At 38.5% G+C, this 22716-nt stretch carries 26 protein-coding genes, 1 tRNA gene and 1 pseudogene; 12 read left to right on the top strand and 16 right to left on the bottom strand.

From position 1 onward, the window contains the following. Window positions 1-134: 134 nt before the first annotated feature. Both RE409_RS07085 and RE409_RS07080 read right to left on the bottom strand, forming a co-directional pair. Window positions 135-659 carry a type 1 glutamine amidotransferase domain-containing protein gene (locus RE409_RS07085; RefSeq protein ID WP_201221643.1) on the bottom strand — a complete coding sequence of 175 codons (525 nt, stop codon included), beginning with the start codon at window positions 657-659 and terminating at the stop codon, window positions 135-137. 413 nt (window positions 660-1072) lie between these two features. Continuing rightward, a tRNA-Val gene (locus tag RE409_RS07080) sits at window positions 1073-1144 on the bottom strand. 206 nt (window positions 1145-1350) lie between these two features. Here RE409_RS07080 and RE409_RS07075 point away from each other — a divergent pair. Continuing rightward, entirely contained in the window at window positions 1351-1572 is a 222-nt protein-coding gene (locus RE409_RS07075; RefSeq protein ID WP_201221645.1) for a hypothetical protein, read from the top strand. A 26-nt stretch (window positions 1573-1598) separates the two neighbouring features. Here the strand turns inward: RE409_RS07075 and RE409_RS07070 are convergent, their stop codons facing one another. Further along, window positions 1599-2156, bottom strand: a complete 558-nt coding sequence (locus RE409_RS07070; protein WP_201221647.1) for a phosphatidylglycerophosphatase A family protein — start codon at window positions 2154-2156, stop codon at window positions 1599-1601. 188 nt (window positions 2157-2344) lie between these two features. On the opposite strand from RE409_RS07070, the gene RE409_RS07065 reads away from it, so the two are divergent. The 5 genes from RE409_RS07065 (at window position 2345) to RE409_RS07045 (ending at window position 5252) form a co-directional block, all read left to right on the top strand. Next, a complete protein-coding gene (locus tag RE409_RS07065; RefSeq protein ID WP_053345028.1) occupies window positions 2345-3067 on the top strand; it encodes an alpha/beta hydrolase in 723 nt (240 codons plus the stop codon). A gap of 92 nt (window positions 3068-3159) precedes the next feature. Further along, complete coding sequence (locus RE409_RS07060) at window positions 3160-3675, top strand: YjcG family protein (RefSeq protein ID WP_201221649.1); 516 nt, start codon at window positions 3160-3162, stop codon at window positions 3673-3675. A 4-nt stretch (window positions 3676-3679) separates the two neighbouring features. Next, window positions 3680-4105, top strand: a complete 426-nt coding sequence (locus tag RE409_RS07055; protein ID WP_201221651.1) for a GNAT family N-acetyltransferase — start codon at window positions 3680-3682, stop codon at window positions 4103-4105. A 161-nt stretch (window positions 4106-4266) separates the two neighbouring features. Continuing rightward, complete coding sequence (locus RE409_RS07050; RefSeq protein ID WP_056528256.1) at window positions 4267-4530, top strand: hypothetical protein; 264 nt, start codon at window positions 4267-4269, stop codon at window positions 4528-4530. A 236-nt stretch (window positions 4531-4766) separates the two neighbouring features. Next, window positions 4767-5252 (top strand): spore coat protein, encoded by a 486-nt coding sequence (locus RE409_RS07045; protein WP_201181794.1) that lies wholly within the window; start codon window positions 4767-4769, stop codon window positions 5250-5252. A gap of 153 nt (window positions 5253-5405) precedes the next feature. Here the strand turns inward: RE409_RS07045 and RE409_RS07040 are convergent, their stop codons facing one another. Continuing rightward, the gene (locus tag RE409_RS07040) at window positions 5406-5597 is read right to left on the bottom strand and encodes a hypothetical protein (RefSeq protein WP_201221653.1); all 192 of its coding nucleotides are present in this window, start codon (window positions 5595-5597) and stop codon (window positions 5406-5408) included. Window positions 5598-5753: 156 nt separating this feature from the next. On the opposite strand from RE409_RS07040, the gene RE409_RS07035 reads away from it, so the two are divergent. Further along, the gene (locus tag RE409_RS07035; RefSeq protein WP_201225000.1) at window positions 5754-8027 is read left to right on the top strand and encodes an ATP-dependent helicase; all 2274 of its coding nucleotides are present in this window, start codon (window positions 5754-5756) and stop codon (window positions 8025-8027) included. A 67-nt stretch (window positions 8028-8094) separates the two neighbouring features. On the opposite strand, the gene RE409_RS07030 is transcribed toward RE409_RS07035, so the two are convergent. The 6 genes from RE409_RS07030 to RE409_RS07005 all read right to left on the bottom strand — a co-directional run bounded on the left by RE409_RS07030 (window position 8095) and on the right by RE409_RS07005 (window position 11112). After that, a complete protein-coding gene (locus tag RE409_RS07030) occupies window positions 8095-8349 on the bottom strand; it encodes a sporulation-specific transcription regulator SpoVIF (protein ID WP_053345022.1) in 255 nt (84 codons plus the stop codon). Window positions 8350-8467: 118 nt separating this feature from the next. Further along, entirely contained in the window at window positions 8468-8620 is a 153-nt protein-coding gene (locus RE409_RS07025) for a YjcZ family sporulation protein (protein ID WP_201221655.1), read from the bottom strand. 103 nt (window positions 8621-8723) lie between these two features. Next, window positions 8724-9080, bottom strand: coding sequence for a stage V sporulation protein AE (gene spoVAE, locus RE409_RS07020; RefSeq protein WP_053345021.1), 357 nt, complete (start codon window positions 9078-9080; stop codon window positions 8724-8726). A gap of 16 nt (window positions 9081-9096) precedes the next feature. Further along, on the bottom strand, window positions 9097-10122 hold the full coding sequence (gene spoVAD / locus RE409_RS07015; protein ID WP_057217808.1) for a stage V sporulation protein AD: 1026 nt from the start codon (window positions 10120-10122) through the stop codon (window positions 9097-9099). A 3-nt stretch (window positions 10123-10125) separates the two neighbouring features. Then, complete coding sequence (gene spoVAC / locus RE409_RS07010; RefSeq protein WP_053345019.1) at window positions 10126-10596, bottom strand: stage V sporulation protein AC; 471 nt, start codon at window positions 10594-10596, stop codon at window positions 10126-10128. Window positions 10597-10614: 18 nt separating this feature from the next. Continuing rightward, entirely contained in the window at window positions 10615-11112 is a 498-nt protein-coding gene (locus RE409_RS07005; RefSeq protein WP_098174851.1) for a YhcN/YlaJ family sporulation lipoprotein, read from the bottom strand. A gap of 392 nt (window positions 11113-11504) precedes the next feature. Between RE409_RS07005 and RE409_RS07000 the strand changes: the two are divergent. Further along, window positions 11505-12859 (top strand): annotated as a pseudogene (locus tag RE409_RS07000) (IS1182 family transposase). 325 nt (window positions 12860-13184) lie between these two features. On the opposite strand, the gene RE409_RS06995 reads toward RE409_RS07000, so the two are convergent. The 3 genes from RE409_RS06995 to RE409_RS06985 are packed head-to-tail and all read right to left on the bottom strand — an operon-like array spanning window position 13185 to window position 14478. Continuing rightward, window positions 13185-13550 carry a DUF1360 domain-containing protein gene (locus RE409_RS06995; RefSeq protein ID WP_053345017.1) on the bottom strand — a complete coding sequence of 122 codons (366 nt, stop codon included), beginning with the start codon at window positions 13548-13550 and terminating at the stop codon, window positions 13185-13187. A 14-nt stretch (window positions 13551-13564) separates the two neighbouring features. Further along, window positions 13565-14152: a hypothetical protein gene (locus tag RE409_RS06990; protein WP_201249879.1), complete on the bottom strand. Its 588-nt coding sequence runs from the start codon at window positions 14150-14152 to the stop codon at window positions 13565-13567. 11 nt (window positions 14153-14163) lie between these two features. Further along, entirely contained in the window at window positions 14164-14478 is a 315-nt protein-coding gene (locus tag RE409_RS06985) for a hypothetical protein (RefSeq protein WP_053345015.1), read from the bottom strand. Window positions 14479-14707: 229 nt separating this feature from the next. On the opposite strand from RE409_RS06985, the gene RE409_RS06980 reads away from it, so the two are divergent. From RE409_RS06980 to RE409_RS06970, 3 genes are read left to right on the top strand one after another with little or no spacing between them, the layout of a single operon-like run. Continuing rightward, complete coding sequence (locus RE409_RS06980; protein WP_201249880.1) at window positions 14708-15841, top strand: GerAB/ArcD/ProY family transporter; 1134 nt, start codon at window positions 14708-14710, stop codon at window positions 15839-15841. Beyond that, window positions 15801-17324, top strand: coding sequence for a spore germination protein (locus RE409_RS06975; RefSeq protein WP_309558768.1), 1524 nt, complete (start codon window positions 15801-15803; stop codon window positions 17322-17324). Before RE409_RS06980 ends, RE409_RS06975 begins: the two co-directional genes overlap by 41 nt. After that, window positions 17321-18508, top strand: a complete 1188-nt coding sequence (locus RE409_RS06970) for a Ger(x)C family spore germination protein (RefSeq protein WP_201221660.1) — start codon at window positions 17321-17323, stop codon at window positions 18506-18508. Before RE409_RS06975 ends, RE409_RS06970 begins: the two co-directional genes overlap by 4 nt. A gap of 28 nt (window positions 18509-18536) precedes the next feature. On the opposite strand, the gene fabI is transcribed toward RE409_RS06970, so the two are convergent. After that, a complete protein-coding gene (gene fabI / locus RE409_RS06965) occupies window positions 18537-19310 on the bottom strand; it encodes an enoyl-ACP reductase FabI (protein WP_056528230.1) in 774 nt (257 codons plus the stop codon). 149 nt (window positions 19311-19459) lie between these two features. Beyond that, window positions 19460-20833 (bottom strand): magnesium transporter, encoded by a 1374-nt coding sequence (gene mgtE, locus RE409_RS06960; protein WP_201181808.1) that lies wholly within the window; start codon window positions 20831-20833, stop codon window positions 19460-19462. A gap of 114 nt (window positions 20834-20947) precedes the next feature. Here mgtE and prpE point away from each other — a divergent pair, with 114 nt between their 5' ends. Beyond that, the gene (gene prpE, locus RE409_RS06955) at window positions 20948-21691 is read left to right on the top strand and encodes a bis(5'-nucleosyl)-tetraphosphatase PrpE (RefSeq protein ID WP_201181809.1); all 744 of its coding nucleotides are present in this window, start codon (window positions 20948-20950) and stop codon (window positions 21689-21691) included. Window positions 21692-21799: 108 nt separating this feature from the next. Here prpE and RE409_RS06950 read toward each other — a convergent pair whose 3' ends face one another. After that, a complete protein-coding gene (locus tag RE409_RS06950) occupies window positions 21800-22699 on the bottom strand; it encodes an RluA family pseudouridine synthase (protein WP_201221661.1) in 900 nt (299 codons plus the stop codon). Between the last annotated feature and the right edge of the window lie 17 nt (window positions 22700-22716).

Raw genomic sequence — 22716 nt, 5'->3', positions numbered from 1 at the left:
ACAATTTTGAGACCATAATTACTAACATTTCGGGTTCGTTCTTTATTATATTTTCTAAAAATTAATCAGAAATTCATTGATAAAAAAGTGATTTCTCCATGAGGAAAAACCACTTTTTTTTGTCATATTATGTTTTAACGTTTTTCAATTACTTTTATCAATTCTCTTAAATAATCTGGAAGATCTGGAGGACGTCTGCTGGATACAAGATGTCCGTCTACTACAACAGCCTTATCTATCCATGTTGCCCCGGCATTCTCCATATCATCTCTAATACCAGGTGTACTCGTAACATTCTTCCCCTGCAAAATTTTAGCAGAGATTAAGACCCATCCTGCATGACAGATTTGTCCGATTGGCTTTTTACTTTCTTCCATGTTCTGGATAAGTGTAATCACTTCAGGAAAACGACGAATTTTATCAGGGGCCCAACCTCCTGGGACAAGGATGGCATCATATTCATCCGCTTTAATACTACTATATGCAAAATCTGATACAGCAGGCACACCATATTTTCCAATATATGTTTCATTTGCCTTTTCTCCAGCGAGGTGAACAATCGCTCCCTCTTCTTTTAAACGCAAGATTGGATACCAGAGCTCTAAATCTTCGAAATCATGGTGCACAAGACTGATAATTTTCTTTCCTACTAATCGCATGTAATCTCTCCTTCTTTATTAAAATACATGGTTCCCCTTCACTTTACTATCCTTCCACATATATTGCCCTTTCCTGCTACCAGCTAACCTTTTAATATAACAATGAAAGTATCTATTTTTGCTACTCTATTCCCACAGTTATTTTACCATTTAATTACCTTTTTAATATTTTCCTTGCAATTGAATTTTTAGTCTTTCATGATTTTTTCTCCGAAACTAGCATTTCCTCCTACAGAAATTTACATTTTCAAATATCTATTATCGACACTGTTCCATTCTATTCTATTGACATAGAAAACCCCCGAACAAGATATTCGAGGGTAAGGTTTATACGTAACGATCTTCTTTGTATAGTAAAATGATAAAATAAAAAACGGCAAAAACATTGCTTAACAATGCTTCCGCCGTTCGGATGACCTGTGAGGGATTCGAACCCACGACCCCTTCCCTGTCAAGGAAGTGCTCTCCCACTGAGCTAACAAGTCGTATGTATTATTTAGCTTGTTCTACTACTTAAGTACATAATTTATTATAAGTTTTTTTAATAAAAAGTCAACGAATTATTTCAAAAAAATTTTATGTTTATCTTTAAAGGAATTTCTCTACCAAAAATACGAACTAGCGTTCTTTTTTATTTGCATAAAAAACATACGTTCGCATATAATAAAAGTAAGCTAAGGAGTGATAAAAAATGAAATATATTCTTCGTAAACATATGGAGGGAAATATTCCCTTAGAGATTATTTATCTTTCCGAACAAGGGAAGATTACCCAGCGGAAAATTCAGGTGCTTGAAATAAATCCAGGACATATTCGTGCCTATTGTTTTCTAAGGCAGACAAAACGAACATTTAAAATGGACAATATTCTTTCTGCCCGCCTTATTAAACCTAGGTATGATAGATCCGGATGAAAAATATGGTATTATTTCGTAAAAATTTAACCGATTAATTCTTCCTCTTCCTGAATGTTCTTTTCTTTCTCAGTTAATGATTCTTCTTCATCTCTTAGACGATGTGCTAATCTTGAAGCGGCACTCGCAGCAATACTTGCAACGATATCATCCAGGAATGTATGAACGACTCCTTCTTGCTTCTTATCCAGTTCGTGAATGACACCTATTTTATTTTTATCTAAATGTCCAAAGGTTGTTACAGCAATGCTTCCGTAGCCTAGAACTGCACCAAAGGCAATGGTTTCATCCACTCCGAACAAGCCTTCATCCGATTCAACAATTGATTGCAGCGGTTCTGATAACTTCTTTTGCTCAGCAAGTTTATCAAGCTCCACACCGACTAAAATAGCATGTTGAATTTCCCTTTTTAAAAGAACGCGCTCTACGCTGCGAATGCATTCCTCCAATTTCAAATCAGCTTTGTAAGGGAACTGCAATTCATATACAATTTCTGCAATGGCTTCCACACTGACACCACGTTCTATTAATGTTTGCTTGGCCGCTCTTGTTACTTCCCTGCTGTGTACGTGTACATCTGTCATTTCTCTGCCACCTCTTTTTTTGTAATATTTTTCTATATCCTTTCATTATAGCATCTTATATTTCAAATTTTCAGAAAATAAAATGAAATTTTTCTATTTGAAATTCTTGTCACGAGAAAAAGATGCGAAGCTGTGATAAAATAGCCAAGTAAGTGGTTTTTCATTATTAATTATAGAGGTGCGGAAGAATGAGTTTACGTAAAGGCACGATAAAAGAGTACATGTTTAAAAGTGAAGCTTTAGCAGAAGAATTGGAGCTACTTGTTTACTTGCCTGCTAATTTTTCTCCACTATATAAATATTCGCTTGTCATTGCTCAGGATGGCCGTGATTACTTTCAGATGGGACGGATTGGTCGCGTAGCCGATGAACTATTAGGGAACGATGAAATTGAGAATATCATCGTCGTCGGTATTCCTTATAAAGATCGATTTGACCGCAGACGTAAATATCATCCAGATGGGGAACAGCACGTTGAATACATACGTTTTCTCGCCCATGAACTTGTTCCGTTTTTAGATGATGAATTTCCAACCTATCAAATGGGGCATGGTCGTGCTTTAATCGGTGACTCTCTTGGTGGCACTGTTTCTTTATTGGCTGCTCTTCAATATCCTCATACATTTGGGAAGTGCATCATGCAATCTCCTCTTGCAAATGAAGCAGTATTGGATGCCGTCCGTAATTTTGAGAATCCGCATCTCCTAGAACTTTATCATGTAATTGGGACCGAGGAAACCGATGTTCCCACGACAGATGGAAATCGGGCTAACTTTATAGAACCTAACCGGGAATTGCATAAATTATTAAACCAAAAAGGATTTCCTTGCTTCTATGAAGAATTTGAAGGTAATCATACCTGGAAGTATTGGCAGGCAGATTTAAAAAGAGCACTATTGGAAATGTTCTAACAAAACTAGAAACCCTTCTTTTAAGAAAGGTTTCTATAAAACATATCCAAATACAATATTACAACTATTAAAAATTTCAGGAGGTTTCAATTATGAAATATGGTGTTGCAATTTTCCCTTCAAAAAAACTTCAAGATTTAGCTAACTCCTATCGAAAACGTTATGATACGAAGTACGCTTTCATTCCACCACATATTACACTTAAACAAACGTTTGAAGCTACGGATATGGAAATTTCTACAGTTGCAGATCGATTAAAAGACATTGCAAAAAAATTCCAGCCTTTTAAGTTAAATGTAACGAAAGCGAAGTCTTTCCAACCCGTGAGCAATACAATTTATTTTAAAGTCGAATTATCCGAGGAACTTCAAGAGCTGCATGTAGCACTTCACGATGAGAAATTTTGTAAAAGTGAAAGTGAACATGCCTTTGTTCCGCATATTACGATTGCTCAGGATTTATCCGATAATGAGCACTCTGATGTTTTAGGCCAACTTAGTATGCTAGATGTTAGCCAGGAAGAAGAAGTAAAGCGAATCCACTTATTGTACCAGCTTGAAGATGGGGCATGGACTGTATATGAAACATTTAGATTAGGAGCTGAATAATTTCGTGTTTGTAAAAATTGCCGAGAACACCCAAGAGCGTGAGTATGCTTATATGATTAGAAAAAAAGTATTCGTCGATGAACAAAATGTCCCAATTGAAGAAGAGATTGATCAATACGAAGAAGACTCCACTCACTTCGTTTTATATAATGAACAAGAACAGCCGGTTGGGGCCGGGCGATTCAGGGTCATTGACGGCGTTGGTAAGGTCCAGCGCATATGTGTACTTTCAACAGAACGAAAAAATGGAGCTGGTGCTATGATTATGAGTGCTATTGGGGAATTTGCCGAACAAAATAAAATTCCTCAATTAAAGCTTGATGCTCAGCTACACGCGATTCCTTTTTATTCGAAACTAGGTTATCAGATTGTTTCCGATGAATTTATGGACGCTGGCATACCCCATAAAACGATGAAGAAAAACATTTAATAATACAAAACGCTGTCCATCCATTTTTCTGGATGGGCAGCGTTTTTTTTTGTTTTCACGAGTTAATTTTTAAATCTTTTAAAAAAACCGTTTCCGTTCAATGGCAATCTTCGCAAATATACATAGTCTATATATAGAAAGCAAGAAGGAGGGAAAATTTTATGAGTAACAATGAATTTAACCTGGAGGAGTCTCAAAAAAGACTAATGGAACTGCTGGTTTCACGGACTTTGAGAAAAAATGGTTTCAAAAAAGAGAAAGTTGATTTGTCTGAAAAAGAGAGAAACAACTTAAAAGAAACCATCCGCTATTTACAGGAACAATCACAAATTCTCATAAACCAAGAAAAGAAAATCACGGAAAATGATGTTAACCCAGTAACAAATTCTTATCAAACCAAATATAGGGATTCGAAAGATAAATAACTTCACCATTATTTATCTAAAGAAACCTTACTTGCTGGAGAATTAAGTAAAACTAGACCTAGCAACACTTACATTTCATTCCTAAAGTTCCAGCTTCGTTATAATTTCATCCCCGTCTCACTAATAATTTTCTTAAGTATTAAAAAATAGACGAATGAATTGATTTATTCGTCCAACCAGATTAACCATCCAAGCATATTTTAATAGGGAATAAAACCTAAGGAGGAAAAAACGACATGAACCAAAATGTATTTCGTAGCAACTGTAACACTCATGAAGACTCTGACAGATCATGGTCGGCTCTAGATTCCGCTTCACGCCATCCCTTAACAGGATTCTGCAACGAAGAAAACCAGATTGAACAAGAGGCAAGACAGGAGAATTCTCAACTTCAACTTTCTGAAGAACTAATTTACATTAAAGATTCTTGTAATGTAAATGTTACTTCTACAGATGTTAAAGCGGCACTTTCATTACAAGCGGCTCTACAAGCAGCAATTGCGGTCATCGTAAGTATTTCCATTGCAGATTCTGAAAATGCTGATCGAATTACCCAAGAGTTAATTCAATCTTCTAATGTAAGACAAATTACACGCCAAAAAACGATTGTTGAAAACAGCCGTGATATCGATATTACAACAACTGATGCAGATATCGCTATTAACATCCAACTTTTACTGCAATTGTTGTTAGCTTTAATTGTAGAAATAGACATTCTTTAAGAAAGAACAAAAAGGACACTTACGTGTCCTCTTTTGTTTTTATTAAAGATTTACACTACTTCGTTAAAATCCCCCCTATTCCTGTTATTTCAGCCGTTAGTACTTCTTTCTTCCTCATCCCGATTTGAATCTTATAAGTTCCTGTTTCATTTGTTATTTCCTGGTTTTGGTAATAAATTTGGTATTTTTTTCAAAATGATCCGTTGCGTCTTCCATAACTTGATTATAACGGATAGGTTGAATGGGTGCTGTTTCTTTCACATTTCTTACATTCTCTGCAGCCTTGACTATCCGGTTGGCGTATTGAATATAATCAAATTGTGTTACAGGTGCTATGTATCCCATCGTTATCCCTTTCCATTATAAATAGAAATAATGTTATTTAATTTACTTACCCATCTGGGATGATATTGAAACATCATTTTCACATTCTTATTTTACTAATCTTCTGGTATGATGAATATTGCCGATATTTTTAATAGATTAGAGGTATCCATTTATATGAATCAAGCAAAATCTGGCAATGAAATCGTACATTTACATACTGTTTCAGCTGGTGAGCTGCAGACACTTTTTGAAAAAGGAAAACGTGACCAGCTTTCTTGTATCATTTGTCATAAACCATTAAAATTATTTATCGGGATCCATGAGACACCCTATTTTTATCATAGTGACCCTTCACGGTCAGACTGTGAAGTGCCAAATTTGGAACCAATAAATGAGGATAAACCATTAGAATATATGGAACAGAATGGGTTTAAGATTCCTAAATCACGGACCATTACTGAAACGAAAACAATTACTGAACCTTACCTAAAAAGCCGAACGATTACAGGTAACCCGCCTTTTACAGATAAACCTTCTATCCTAGAACAACTAGAAGTCCCTTACTTTCAAGAATTATCCGCACGAGGAGTAGTACTCGATTCGGAGCAATTAAAAGCAGTAATGACGATTGATGGACCACTTCTTGTCCTATCAGGAGCCGGCAGCGGAAAAACTCGGGTATTAACTGTTCGGACTGCTTATATGCTAACGGTAAAAAAGATCAATCCAAAAAGTATCATGCTTGTAACCTTTACGGCGAAATCCGCCAAGGAAATGCAACAGCGCCTGCTAAGCTACCCTTATATGACTCCTTCCCTTGTTTCTCAAATCGTTAGTGGTACCTTCCATAGTATCTTTTATAAAATACTGATTTTCCATGAGCCAACCAAATGGCAACGGGATTTACTATTAAAGTGGGATTGGGAGAAAGAAAAAATATTGAAACAGGCTGGTCGAGAATTGGAACTCGATGATAAGGAATTTGCATATGATCAAGCTCTTCAGCAAATTGGTCTTTGGAAAAACTCATTGGTTTTTCCAGACGATATCAAACCGAATGACGAATGGGAAAAATCCTGTCTATTTTTATATAAGAATTATGAAGAATATAAAGAGCAAACAGGAAAATACGATTTTGATGATATGCTTGTCGGCTGTTATACATTTTTTAAAAATCACCCAGAATTTTTAAAAAAGTATCAGCAAAGGTTTCACTATTTTTTAGTTGATGAGTTTCAGGATATAAATAAAGTTCAATATGAACTGATAAAACTTCTTTCGGCTGAATCAAAAAATGTTTGCGCCGTCGGAGATGACGATCAAGCCATCTATTCATTCCGTGGGAGTGATCCGAAATATATTCTAAATTTCAATTACGATTTCCCCGGTTCTCAAGTTGTAAAACTAACCGAAAATTACCGGTCTTCACATGAAATTGTCGCTACAGCCAACCGGATGATTAAGCGCAATCAGCACAGAATGGAAAAAAAGATGCGTGCACAGCATAATCATGGCAATCCTCCTGTGTTATTTTATCCTCATGATGAGGAATTAGAGGCCACGATGATTGTATCCGATATCCAGGAAAAAATCGCCAAAGGAGCAAACCCTGGTGACTTTGCAGTTTTGTACAGAACACATACAATGTCGCGGGCCATTTTTGAAAGACTAGCAGCTTCAAATCTGCCCTTTGTAATTGAAAAAGATGCGGATTCGTTTTATCAGCGCCGAGTGATTCGAGGTATGCTTGCCTTCATGCGTTTGAGTCTATTTCCTCAGGATAGCAAGGCAGCATCGGATGTCCTTTCTTCATTATTTTTAAAGCAAAGTATACTACAGGAATTAAAGGCACAGACGATACTTCAGGATTGTGATTTTATTGATGCATTTGCTTTTGTTAAAACGGGACATGCTTTTCAGGAACGGAAATTAAAGACGATTCCGACACAAATCCGTGCTATAAAAAGTATGTCACCGCTCGTAGCTTTAGAAATCATCGAGAAAGATTTAGGGTATCAAGAATATGTAAAAAAACGCGGAAATGAAGCCAATCTCGAAAAAGGTTCTGATGATATCCGCGACCTAAAAGTGGCTGCAAACCGTTTTCCAACCGTCGCCTCCTTCCTAGACCATGTCGACCATATGACAGCCATGGTCCAGGAGGTTAAACAGCTGTCAAAACATTTTAAAGATGCCATACAACTAACGACCATACACCGTTCCAAAGGGCTTGAATATCAATCTGTTTACGTTCTTGCTGCTGTCGATGGCAGCATTCCGCATGACTTTGCGCTTGAATCATACCGGAAAGGGGAACTTGCACCTCTTGAAGAGGAAAGACGCTTGCTCTACGTAGCAGCAACCCGGGCGAAGAAGGATCTTTACCTTTCCGTCCTGCAAACTAGACGCGGACGAACCGCCCACCCTTCACGATTCTTAAAGTTTTGACCCAAGGTTAACCTGTAACTAGATATTAAAACAGGGGGCTGCATCTACCGCAGGCCCCTGTTTTTGATTATTTTTTATTTATCATATTAGAAATCGTCCCGAAATCCAGTTTATTCCCTTCAGCTACGATGGAGTGAACAATTTTATCCTCCATTTCCTTAGTAACAGGTTTATTAGCTATTTTCGAAACACGTTTAATAACGCTCCTTACAGTAGATTCATCTTTAAAATTGGCACCCTGTAGAGAGTTTGCCAACTCTAATACATCTTTCATATTTACGCCCGTTTTACCTTCTATGTTTTTAAAAAAGTTATTATCCATGCCTAAGCCCCTCCTTTTCTGTACCTATCCTATGGAAGTATCAGAAAAATGGTGCAAGGATTATGTAAATATAAATAAAAAGAAATGGAATAGGCTTCTTCTGCCTATTCCATTTCTTTTAGCAGAAGGAAGCCCCTACAATGATCAATAGGATAAACAAAACAACAATTACAACGAACGTAGATCCACCGCTGAAACCGCCGCCATATCCATAACCGCCACCGCCACAACATCCGCCGTAGCCGCCGCCGTAGCCACCGAAACCAAACATACTCATTCACCTCGCTCTCGCTTAGCTTACTGATAACATATGTAGGTCAGGACAAATATGTATAGGCCATGTCCTAGTCCAGGCTGCCTATTCTACTGAAACTTTATCCTTTAGGTCTAAAGACTAAGGCACCGATAAATCCAAAGATGATGGCTGCCGAGATACCGGAACTCGTGATTTCAAACATACCGGTAAGTACGCCAACGAGTCCATGTTTATCCGCTTCTAGCATGGCACCGCCTACAAGCGAATTCCCAAACGATACGATTGGTATGGTAGCTCCTGCCCCGGCAAAATCAACAAGCGGTTCATATAATTCAAACCCTCCAAGTACAGCTCCAATTACAACGAACAGGCTTAAGGTATGTGCTGGTGTCAGCTTAGCCACATCGAAAAGAAGCTGGCCGACTACACAAATCAAGCCCCCGATGACAAAGGCCCAAAAAAACATTGCTAACATCCAAATCTCTCCTTTTTCACGAATTCATCCCATACTCAATGGCCACCGCATGGGCAATACATGGAATTGAATTTTTTTGTTGAACAGATAGCGGTGATAATAATGCTCCTGTTGCAACAAGCAGGATTTTTTTATATTTACCTTGAATCATTTCATTAAGTATATGGCCATATAAAACCACTGCTGAACATCCCGCGCCACTACCGCCTGCCATAACAGGCTGGTCCTTTTTAAATATCATCAAACCGCAATCTTTGAATTTTTCCTGATTGATCTTGCAGCCTTTCTGCTTTAATAGATCCATTGCCGTTTCTCTGCCTATTTGTCCTAAATCACCTGTAATGATCAAATCATAATCATCTGGGGTCAGACCCGTATCGTTGAAATGTGCTAAAATCGTATCGACAGCCGCTGGGGCCATTGCTCCTCCCATATTGAAAGGATCTTTCAATCCCATGTCAATGACCTTACCGATAGTGGCTGAAACAATATGGGGAAATACTCCCTGCTTGCTACCGTTTGGAGCAACCAGCGCTACCCCTGCCCCTGTTATCGTCCACTGAGCTGTGGGTGGTTTTTGCCCGCCATACTCAGTCGGATAACGGAATTGCTTTTCAACAGCTGCATTATGGCTTGAAGCCCCCGTTAACACATAGTTCGCTCCTCCATAATTGGTTATGAAGGCCGATAGTGCAAGCCCCTCCATTGAAGTAGAGCAGGCACCAAACAGACCGAAATATGGAATACCATTTGTTCTAGCCGCAAAACTTGTGGGTGTAATCTGATTGATTAAATCACCCGCCAAGAAAAATTGTACCTTTTCCTTGTCTATCTTACCTTTCTCCAATGCAAGCTCCACCGCTTTCTCCATCAAATGACGATGAGCCTTCTCATACGAATCCTGCTCCATCCATAAATCACTGTACAGGATATCGAAATCTCCGGCGATTTCTCCATTTGCCTCAAAAGGCCCACCGGTTACCCCTGTTTCCAAAATGACCGGTTTATTGGCGAACGTCCATGTTTGTTTTCCCTTTAACACCGCTTAGCCCCCAATCATTTGATAAATCGTTTTAATCAACGCCACGACAAAGGCTGAAAATACACCAAATAGAATCACCGATCCGGCCAATTTAAACATATTGGAACCAACACCAAGAACAAATCCTTCCGTCCGGTGTTCGATTGCTGCTGAAATAACTGCGTTACCGAATCCCGTTACTGGGACAGCACTCCCTGCTCCCCCAAACTGTCCGATGCGGTCGTAAAATCCGAAGCCAGTCATTAAAAGTGCGAGAAACACCATGGTCGCAGTCGTTGGGCTTCCGGCTGTCTGTTCCGTAAAGTTGAAAAAATAAATATAAAAGTAAGAAATAGCTTGTCCTACTAAACAGAAAATACCGCCTACTAAAAAGGCTTTTATACAATTCTTCAGGATTGGCCTTTTTATTTCATGCTTCTCTTGAAGCTCTTTATACGCATCCTGCTGGGGGGTTGTGTTCTCCTTGCTGCTCATATTGAGAAACCTCTCTTTCTATATTAATTCTTTTTGAAGTTCTTCAATTTCCTTGAACTTCTTTATTGCCTTTTTCTCAGGAACCTCTTTTTCCTTAAGAAACTCATTCAATCTTAAAGATTCCAAAAAGATTTTATAATCGCTCGAAACGATAAAATCATACTTTGGAAACTTTTCTTCCAACTTGCCAGTCACGTTCTTTTCAATTTTTTTCATATGAAAACGTTTCAAGTGCTTAACTTTATAGGCGACGATAATCTTTTTTCCATTTTTCACCACGATTACATCATAGATGGTGTCTTCGTTGGCTACTGTCTCCTTGACCTTTGAAATGAGTCCTTTTTCATCCTTTTCATCCATTCCATTAATGATATCCATCGGTTCAGGATTCGTGCGCTTAATTAACGCTAAGTTTTCTGTTTTTCCGTCTCCTTTACTGCTACAGGCTGTTAGCAAACACACAACTACTGCAAAAACCATCCAGATAACATATAAATAACTTCCTCGTCTGAACATAGAATCACATCCTAATTTATTGTTCTATTTTTATTTTCTTGTTTAACTGTTTTTTTATGAATGGTAGGATTAGGAAATAAAAAAACCTTCCCAATTCTGAAAGGTTTCAAACTGTAGACAAACTCGATGAAAATCGAGTTTGTCTACAGTTTTTTTGAGGGGGTGTAAAAATTCGAACGTTGATTTCCACTCCAGGCACTCGCTTTCCGCGGGCGGTCAGGGAGCCTCCTCGGCGCCTTTGCGCCTGTGGGGTCTCCCTTGGACACGCTTTTCCCGCAGGAGTCTCGCACCTTCCGTTCCAATCAACTTTGTTTTAACAATTAGAAATAAACACTTTTTCCTACAGTCTTTTTTGTTTTAATATAGGAGTATTAAAACTTGTGGTGATGACGATGCTTTCGAAACATAATTCTATTCAGCGAGATCAACTTGAAATGATTACTTTGGATCAGCTGGTGCCAGCGAACCATTTGGTTCGTAAAATTGAGGGGGCCATTGACTTCACTTTCATTTATGACTTGGTGAAAGAGATGTATTCAGAGATAGGCCGCCCAAGTATTGATCCAGTTATTTTAGTTAAATTGACATTCATTCAATATACCTTCGGTATTCGTTCGATGCGTAAAACGATTGAAGAAGTTGAAACGAATATGGCTTACCGTTGGTTTTTAGGTTACGGTTTCCATGATAAAGTACCTCACTTCTCAACGTTCGGGAAAAATTATGAGCTTCGCTTTAAAGATACAGACCTGTTTGAACAGATTTTTTATCGTATCTTAATGACAGCCTCAGAAAGAAAGTTAATTAGTGCAGAGCACGTATTCGTTGATTCAACACATGTGAAAGCCAGTGCGAATAAGCGGAAATTCGAAAAGAAAATCGTTCGTAAGGAAACACGAGCATATCAAGGACGCCTTCAAGAAGAAATAAATCAAGATCGTGAAAACAATGGAAAGAAGCCTTTTCCACCGGATAAATTTGATAAAGAAGAAACCAAAGAAATTAAAGAAAGTTCAACTGACCCTGAGAGTGGCTACTATGTAAAAGATGAACGAACAAAACAGTTTGCCTATTCATTTCATGCGGCTGCAGACCGCAACGGTTTTGTGCTGGGGACGATTGTAACACCAGGAAATACGCATGATAGTCATATCTTAGAGCCTCTTGTTGAACAAGTGATTGAGAAAGTTGGAAAACCTGAAGCTGTTGCCGCAGATGCAGCTTACAAAACACCAGCCATTACAAGCTACCTTTTTGGGAAAGAAATCACACCAGCTTTACCCTATACACGTCCACGAACAAAAGAAGGGTTCTTTCGCAAGCATGACTATGTTTACGATGAACATTTTAATTGTTATCTCTGCCCATCGGGCGAGATTTTAAAGTACTCAACAACAAATAAAGAGGGCTATCGCGAGTACAAATCACCCAAACACACTTGACATGCTCATTTTTATCACAGTGTACAGTAAGCAAAGACCATCAAAAAGTGGTGACACGCCATATCTGGCAAAATTATATGGAAGAAGCAGATCATCTGCGTCACCACAAGGATGTAAAACCTATATATGCGAAACGCAAAGAAACAATAGAGCGTGTATTCGCAGATGCAAAAGAAAAGCATGGTATGCGTTGGACTACTTTAAGGGGACTTAAAAAATTGTCGATGCAGGCGATGCTTACATTCGCTGCCATGAATTTAAAGAAGATTGCCAATTGGACATGGCAAGGTCCAATAATGGCTTAATAAAGTGGGCGTGGGCTCGTAGAGGCCCAATCTCTTAATCTTGATCAAAATTCAAAGGGAATTTCAAAAGGGGTCCAGAATTAAAACATTCTGGACCCCTTTTGTCTACAAACTGAAACCTTCCCAATTCGGAAAGGTTTTTTTTTCATTCAATAGCCCTTATTTTTATTATTATTATTGCAGCCACAGTCTTTTTTTATTTTGACCGGTTGTTCCTTTTTCACCGGTTTTGCATACGTCCATGGACTTTGCTTGTTATTCAATTGTGACTCCCCCTTTTCCCTCTATACCATACTATATGATTGAAGAGACAAGTTGTTTCCAATCAAATGTCCAAAATTCTGCTGATTATAACCTCTAAGATTGACCCTACTGCGGCAACTGCGAGGATTAAAATCAGCACTTCCCCTATAAATAACTGTTGTAGATAAAGCAAAACCAGAAATAGACTGACCCAGATACCCACACACCAAAAACAGCTTAGCAATTGTCCAAACCAGCCAAGCAAACCCTTTTCCTTAGGAATTAAATAAATCTCCACATCACCCTTTTCATTCTTTTCTTCTATCTCTTTAAAAAAAGGACGGCGCAAAGGTTCCATAATTTTATCGAAAACAATTAAGCGTGTCAGCCTAAATGAAGCTAAACCTAATAGAAGTATTAAGGTGAACTCATGCTGTGAGAGAAACATTCAATTCTGCTCCTTCACTTGGATTCTTCAATAATTTTGGCATCAATAATATTCGGGAGACCGACGAAGCGAATATGATTTCCTCTTTTAATTTTCACTGATTCCCCCCTCATTCCCAATACCTGAAACTTAAGCGTTTCTCCGTTAATAACCGCCTCACATACCGGCTTTGGATAACCTTGATGCTTGGATAGACGAGTTATGATTTCACTTGAGGATTCCTTTTTCTCCACCTTATCCTCCACCTTTTTCTCCACCTTTTTCTTTTTCTTCTTTACAACCTTTTCCTTTTCTTCTTGTACAGGAAGTTCAGTTTGCTCAACTGATGGCTGCTCTGGAACATATTGATCAGTAATTTTTTTAATAGCCGTAATTTCTGATTCAATTTCTTTCATAGCATCAAATACTCCAAATTCCCGCTTGATTTTTTCTATTTTCTCTTCTCCCTGCTCCGTTTCCACAGATTCATGCTCTACCGTTTCCTGATGTGTACCTTTTTTCGTTCGGTAATCACTTTGCATATTCCCTCGTTGATCCGATATCTTAGCCTGATTGACATATAAAAGGGGTTTGGAGTCCTTATCGCTTTTATTCTCTGACATGCAAATCCTCCTTAATATTTCAGAATATCCACAGACTGCAGCTGCTCTATATGGTATTGAACAACCTTTTTACCAAATTTATGCCTAATAAAAAGACTGGATTCTTTTTTATGTTCCAACTTACCAAACATTGTACGACCATTGATGATGAACTTACAAACTGGTTTAGGTGCAAAGGCTGGAAGTCGGGACAATAACTCCACCATTTCTTCGGTACTAAACGAAGTGGTGAAGTTTTCTCTATTCAAATTTATTTGGCTCTTCGGAGTATTGTGTACTGTTTGCTTACCAACAGTACAAGGCAGACGATCCTTTTTCACGTCCATGATGTCCTCCTCCTTTTCTCATCGACCCAATAAGGTAGAAAACAGGATTCTGCTGATTTTCCCCAAACAATGAATATCTGCTCTATGTATCAACTATATGAAATTCACCCTTTTTTATGCTGGTGTTGTGCCCTTCTCCTAAAAAAGGGACACTCATTAAAACTTGGATAAGCTGGGGGTTAATGGAGTAACCTAAAAAAATAATGGTTATTAAAGGAGTATATTATAGATGGTTAAAAATGGTAAAATTTCAATCGTACAACTATCTTTAATCGTAATGACTGCGATCGGACTGAAAAACCATGTAACGATTCTTCCTCATTTGTTACCGGCTGCCAAAAGGGATGCCTGGATTTCTGTTCTATTTGCTTTTGGCCTGATATTGATTTGGTGTCTGCTCTTATTCTATATCCATAAAGCCACAGGTCAGGCAAATATATTTGTATGGGTGGAAAAAAATATCGGGAAGGTACCAGGCAGGATTTTATCCATTACTGTGAGTCTCTTTTTCACTTCATTAGCTGCGGTTTCATTGAAAGAGATGGTTGTTTGGACAAAGGTATCCTACTTGCCCGTAACTCCACCGATTTTTGAAATAATCCTATTTACAGGTTTATGCCTTTTCCTTGCCTCAACAAACATACAAACGATTGCTATTGTCAATACGTTCGTATTATCGGCGGTAATCTTGTTTGGTTTTTTTGTAGCAATCACAAATATTCAATTTAAAAATTATTCACTTTTGCAACCAATTCTTGAACATGGCTGGTCTCCTGTTTTTGCAGGTATTATTTATCCTTTGTCTGGGCTTATTGAATTGATCGTGTTTCTCTGTTTGCAACAAAAAGTTCATGGGAAAATAAAATTTAAAGTATTTGTTATAAATACCTTTATCCTTACCTGGCTTATCCTTGGGCCCCTTATTGGCTCCATTACTGAATTCGGTCCAATCGAAGCTTCAAGACAAAAGTACCCTGCCTTTGAGCAATGGGGATTAGTCACCTTGGGAAGATTCATTGAGCATCTTGACTTCTTGTCGATTTACCAATGGTTAACTGGAGCCTTCATAAGGGTATCCTTTTTCCTGTTTTTATCACTTGAAGTGCTATCTATAAAAAACAAGCGAAACAAAACGAAATTGCTCATTATCTATTCAGCTATTCTTATCGTTTCCAATTCATTTAGCTTCAGTGATGTCATTTTATATGACATTATTAAAACATTTATTATGCCGATTACATTCTGGTTCTTTTTAGCGGTTTCCATACTTTTAAGTATTTTTGTTTTCTTCAGTAATCGTAGAAAAAGGAGGTCCTCATCCGGTGTTCAAAAAAATGAAAAAGCAACCATCCAAACCGAATAGTAAAATTGAAAAATCAGAGAAGCTCGTAATAAAAGACGAATACGATTTAAAAGAAATTTTTCATAGTTCAGGAGATGTATTTTTCCAAAGCAGTTTATATCGTGATGAGTCTCCGATAAAAGTCACATTAATTGGATGTGAAGGGCTTGTCGATACTGAATTGTTAAATAATCTTGTATTTGAAAGGCTAACTTTATTTTTCCGCAAACATCCAAAAGGAACATTAACTATTAATGACATAAAGGACTCTCTTTATCTTCCTCAACTTGCTGATATAAACACAAAGGAAGAGTTGTTCGCAGATATCTATTCTGGGAAATTATTGATTTACTTTGAAGGATACGACTATTTGGTTTCTGTAAACATTGCAAATCGACCCCAGCGTAGTCCTGAGGAAACAACTACAGAAGTAACGATAAAAGGGCCGAGAGATAATTTCATTGAAGATTTATCCATTAATGTCGCTTTAATTCGAAAGCGAATGCGAACAAATTCCTTAAGTGTAAAATACTTCGAAGTGGGCAGGCGAACATTGACTAAAGTTGCCCTGTTATATATGGATGATATCTCTGACTCTGAAATGGTTCAAACTGTAGCTAAAAGGATTGAAGCAATTGATATAGATGGGATATATGGGGGCAATCAATTTATGGAGTTAATTGAAGAGCAGCCCTCTTTTCTCTTTCCAAGGCATGACTATTCTGGTAAGCCTGATTTTGCAGTGCAATGCCTTTTAAAAGGCCGACTATTAATTCTAATTGATGGCGTTGCCTACACAATGATCACACCCATCAACCTATTTATTGTGTTAAAAACATCGGAAGATCATGAATACACGTCTATCTATGCTTCCTTTGAAAGAGCTCTTCGATTATTTGGCATTTTTGTCGCTGCGCTTTTGCCAGGATTTTGGGTTGCTTTAACCACCTTTCATCAAGACCAAATTCCACTGATTCTGCTTGCTACTGTAGTCGAATCAAGAAGGGGATTGCCACTTCCCACTTCATTGGAAGCGATTACCATGGTCATCGTGTTTGAAATATTCAAAGAAGCAGGCATGCGATTACCTACTTCAGTCGGGCCAACATTAAGTGTATTGGGTGCTTTAATCATTGGAGATGCAGCAATTCGTTCCGGTTTGACAAGTCCCGCCATGCTCGTAGTCATTGCTGGTTCAGCGGTCGCTACTTACACATTGGTCAATCAATCCATCAATGGCGTCATCAGCTTAATAAGGCTCCTAGCTATTATTTCTGCTTCTTTTTTAGGACTTTTTGCATTTATGCTGGTAGCTCTATTTCTATGTGTGTATGTATGTAATATCCGAATATTAGGTGTTCCTTACATGGAAGTGACCGCCAACTTAAGCTTGTCCAATATTGTAAAAACTCTTTTTCAGATACCTCCCTCTTTGGATAAAAAACGCCCATCTATCTTTTCTTCAAAAGATCCTACGAGGAAAGGCGATGATGGACAAAAATGAAAAAAATGAAAAATACACTCCTCCTACTGTTGTGCGTTTCTATACTTTCAGGCTGCTGGGATTCAAATGAACCTGAACGTCTCGTTTATGCAAACGGTTTAGGAATCGATTACAAAGACGGGAAGGTCATTGTTTACCTTCAAATTATCAACGTGAAAGGGTTAGCAAGATCGGAAGCAAGAGGAGACCTCAGTTCACTTAGCCAAGCAGATGTTGGGCGCGCTACCGGAAACACATTGGACGAAGCCATATTTAATTTGTATCATACGACCGATCGCCGTATTTATTGGGGTCATCTCTCTTTTGTAATTTTTTCGGAAGAAGCCATGAAAGTAGGCGGCCTCAAGTATATTGCTGATTTTTTGGACCGCTACCGCGAAACACGCTACCGGATTTACTTTTTTATGGCTAAAGACCCACTTAAAGATGCAATGCTCATTTCTCCTATCGAAAATGTTTCCATGGCCTTTTCAAAATTAAGCGATCCAGATGGTAACTATAAGCAAAGCTCTTTTATCCCACCTATTAATTTAAGAGAACTCATTATTGAACTTGATGAACCTGCTCATCAAGTGGCGATTCCACAACTAAAAATCACAGAGCAATGGACCGGTCAGAATGAAAAGAAGCAGGATTTATTAATAGAAAGGGTAGCTATCATTTCAGAAAATAAAATAAAAACAATTCTACCTAAGAAGGTGATGAATGGAGGAAGATGGTTCAATAAAGATTTCGTTCGGGACAACTTAACCATTTTCCCAGAAACTAAAAATGACGCATTTGTTGTTATTTACGATAAAAAGACTAAAATAATTCCTGTTGTAGAGAAAAATGGAACAGTTCGTTTTGATGTAAAAATGAAACTTAAAGCTAGTGTTGAAATGATGATAATGGATATAACACGTAAACAATATGAAAAAGAAATAATGCGCTCTATCAAAAAGGAAATAAATAAAACGTATCAATATACACAAAAAAGGGAGATCGACCTCCTCAGGCTTTCTGAAACACTCTACCGCAAGGATAATAAAGCTTGGAAGAAAATTGAAATCAAAGGGAGAATTCCATTAGAAGAAGACACACTCAGGTCTATCCAGATTGATGTAGAAATTCAAGATACCGGAAAACAAAGATTAACACCAATCTTTGATGGACAGAAGGATAAAGGAATTGAAAATCAATAAAAAGGGGACCTTGATTGGTCCCCTTCTATCATCCGATTATATGGTAACCGGAATCCACATGAATATTTTCACCAGTAATCCCGCGGGACATGTCACTGAGTAAAAACACAGCCGTATCTCCCACTTCTTCAGGTGTCGTCGTACGACGGAGCGGTGCTTCTTCTTCAATCTTCTTCAAGATTGTATTAAAATCACGTACTCCTTTTGCAGATAATGTACGTATTGGACCAGCAGAAATTGCATTCACACGAATGTTATCCTTACCAAGGTCACTCGACAAGTAACGTACATTGGCTTCAAGTGACGCCTTAGCCACTCCCATTACATTATAGTTTGGCATAACTCGTTCACCGCCAAGGTACGTCATTGTGACAATACTGCCGCCTTCTGTCATAATTTCTTTCGCTGCTTTAGCTACAGCTGTTAAAGAGAACGAACTAATATTATGAGCAAGCAAGAAACCCTCACGGCTCGTGTTAACAAAATCACCGTCCAGCTCTTCCTTATTTGCAAATGCGATACTGTGTGCTACACCATGAATGATACCTGCTTCTTCCTTGATCGTCGCAAAACATTTTTCAATGCTTTCGTCCTTTGTTACATCACATTGCAATATGATTGCAGGCTCACCTTCCAAAGTGGAAGATAGCTCCCTGACGCTCTTTTCTGTACGTTCTTTCCCATAAGTAAATATCAACTTGGCACCTGCTTTGTGTAAGGAACGGGCCACTCCCCAAGCAATACTTCTTTTATTGGCAACACCCATTATGACAAACGTTTTTCCCTCTAATGAAAAAGTCATCGTATGTGACCTCCTATTTTGATACAAGTTATTAGTACCTGCTACTAATGACAGTATAACAAATTTATGGTGAGAAAAACACCGTTTTCTAATCTACTGCTTGCATTAAACATTTTGAAATCCTGTTAGCGAGTGGTTAACCTTTTCGCTTACAGTAAATACCCCATGAATAATGTTGCCAATCCGAAGTAAATCAGTATACTAATAAGGTCGTTGATGGTTGTAATGAAAGGACCGGAAGCTACCGCTGGATCAATCTTCATTTTATGCATGAGGAGCGGGACAAGTGAACCTGCAAGTGTGGCAACGATTAGAGTAATGAAAATCGAAATACCGACTAATAATCCAAGCATAAAATCATCTTGCCAAAAAAAGACGATAAAAATGATGGCAATTCCGCATGTTAGACCAATAATAAGGCCAGTTCCAGCCTCTCGAAGGACCAGTTTCCACTTGCTTTCCTGTTCTAATTCCCCTGTTGCAATTCCTCTAACCGCTACTGCCAGTGCTTGTGTTCCTGTATTTCCAGCCATGCCACCAATCAATGGAATAAAAACAGCAAGAATGGCTTTTTGGCTTAGTGTCTCTTCAAATCGACCAATCAGACTCGCAGTCAACAAACCTAAAAACAAGAGAATGACCAGCCATGGCAGCCGTTTTTTTGCAGCTGAAAATGGACTCTTATCGACGTGGTCAAGATCTGATATACCCGCTAATTTAGAATAATCATCGGATGCTTCTTCGTCCATGACATCGATGATATCATCAACTGTAATGATCCCTAACAAATGGTTTTGAAAATCTACGACCGGTACAGCGAGGAAATTATAATCCCTTATTTTACGGGCCACCTCTTCTTGATCTTCTGTTACAGGAACGGATACTACCCTGTCATCCATTAAATCACTAATTAAAGCCTCTTCATCAGCGATAATCAAGGTCCGGAGCGATAACACACCAAGCAGTTTCTTATCTTGGTCTGTAACAAATACATAATAAATCGTTTCTGCTTGCGGTGCTTCCCGTTTCAAAATCTGCATCGCTGAGCGAGCCGTTTCGTTCGCCTCAATAGCAATGAACTCTGTCGTCATTATGCTTCCTGCTGTAGATTCCTCATAGTTTAGAAGCTCCTGGATTTCACTAGCTGCTTCATCATCCATGATCGTCAAGTAGCTAACGGCCTGCTCATCATTTATCTCATTCAACACGTCTGCAGCATCATCCGCATACATATGGGATAGCATATCAGCTACGTAAGAAGGATTCATTTCAGCGAGGAGGCTTTCGTAATCGTCTTCATCTATTTCAATGTTTTCAAATAGACCAGCCATTTCTTCCGGAGATAAATATTTGTACACAACTGACCTAAATTCATCCGACAAGCTTGTATAAAATTGAGCCTGATCGTATGGATGCATTTCTAGGAACTCCGTGCGGAACTGATCTAGGTTTTCTGTTTTAAGTGCGTCAAGCAATAGTTCATTATTCATTTGATTTCTTTCCAGTTCCCTCAACTCTTCCATAACTAAACACCTCCAATAAACTTATTTTTTAATTTCCTCGTTTATATTTTATTTTTTTAAATAATACTATACTAATACCATAAACATATACAAAACAAACAAAGGGTGTGACAAATGAACATTGATATCATTGGGGACATCCATGGATGTTTCACCGAATTTAGGCAGCTGACAGAAAAAATGGGATATACCTGGGAAAGCGGCATACCTGTCCATCCCTCGGGAAGAATTCTTGGCTTTGTAGGGGATTTAACCGATCGCGGCCCAAATTCTCTCCGTGTAATTGAAGTGGTCTATGAATTAGTCATTAACCAAAATATTGCGCTATATGCTCCAGGTAATCATTGCAATAAACTGTATCGTTATTTTTCAGGCAATAAAGTGCAAGTATCTCATGGTTTAGAGACTACAGTAGCTGAATATCAATCCTTAAACGTTCGGGAGCAGAAGAAAATCCGAAAAAAATTCATCGATTTGTATGAACGATCCCCACTCTATCAACTCATCGATGAGGGCCGTTTAATTATTGCGCATGCTGGTATTCGGGCCGATTATATCGGTCAATATGGAAGTAAAGTAAAAACTTTTGTCCTTTACGGAGATATCAATGGCACCAAGCATCCAGACGGCTCGCCGGTCAGAAAGGACTGGGCCCAGTACTACAAAGAGAAAGCCTGGATTGTGTATGGGCATACACCGGTTCCGGAGGCAAGACAAGTCAATCATACATACAACATTGATACCGGCTGTGTCTTCGGTGGAAAACTAACTGCTGTCCGTTATCCTGAAATGGATCTTCAAGATGTGCCTTCAACAATGCCTTATATAGCAGAGAAGTTCAGGACTTCTTTTGATTAACCAAAAAAAACTCGCCATTTTGGTGAGTTCTTTTGTGACGACAGATTTAAATTATATTCTTATTTTTGACGTTTTACCTTCATTACAAATGCAATGACCTCTCAACCATTAATTCCCATCAAGCAAATGTATCATATCCTGCGGTAATTTTTCTTGAAACAACATCACCTTCTTGGTAAAAGGATGAAGAAATTTTAATTCGAAACAATGCAGGGCCTGACGGGCGATCATTTCCCTGTGTCCTCCATATAAATCATCCCCAGCAAGCGGGTGTCCAATATGAGCCATATGCACCCTGATTTGGTGTGTCCTCCCAGTTAGGAGCTCCAAATTAAGAAATGTATAGGTTTCAGTTTGGGCTAATACCTCAAAAAGAGTACAGGCATAGCGACCATCCTCCCGAACTTCCCTTTCAATAATGCTGGTCGATTTCCGTCCGATTGGCGCCTCTATCATTCCTTTTGGTCCGTTAACAAGTCCTTCAGCAATTGCTTGGTATCGCCGTTTAACTTGTCCAGATTTTTGTTGCTCACTTAAAAGATGATGGATATGTCGATGTTTGGCAATTAAAACCAAACCCGATGTATCACGGTCAAGTCTTGTAACAATATGAATCGTTGCATGGATTCCCATCTTCTTATAATACCCTGCCAACCCATTCGCAAGACTGCCATTGGGATGCTCACGAGATGGAATGGTGTTCATAGAAGGAGGCTTGACAACTACCAATACAAATTCATCTTCGTACCTGACAAGAAGTGGGATGGGTTCCGGCAGAAGGCCCTCACTTGCCTGTTCCGGAGGAAATATGACTGTGACGCTGTCACCAGTATTAATCCGCTCCCTCACTGTCACTTCTAAGCCGTTCACCTTGATTAAACCACCTTTAAACTTAATATCCGTTAATGCTCGTTTTGAGATATCGTATTTGCTGAGAAATTCCCGCAGTAAAGAGCCAGAATCCTCTTCAGAAACCGACCAAGTTAAAGAAAAGTTTTGATTTGACATGTAGTGATCTGAGCTCC

This window comes from Peribacillus sp. R9-11, from assembly GCF_031345095.1.
Taxonomy (GTDB): Bacteria; Bacillota; Bacilli; order Bacillales; family DSM-1321; genus Peribacillus; species Peribacillus butanolivorans.
The sequence above is the reverse complement of the archived record's forward strand: the minus strand, read 5'-3'. Positions and strand labels throughout refer to the sequence as shown.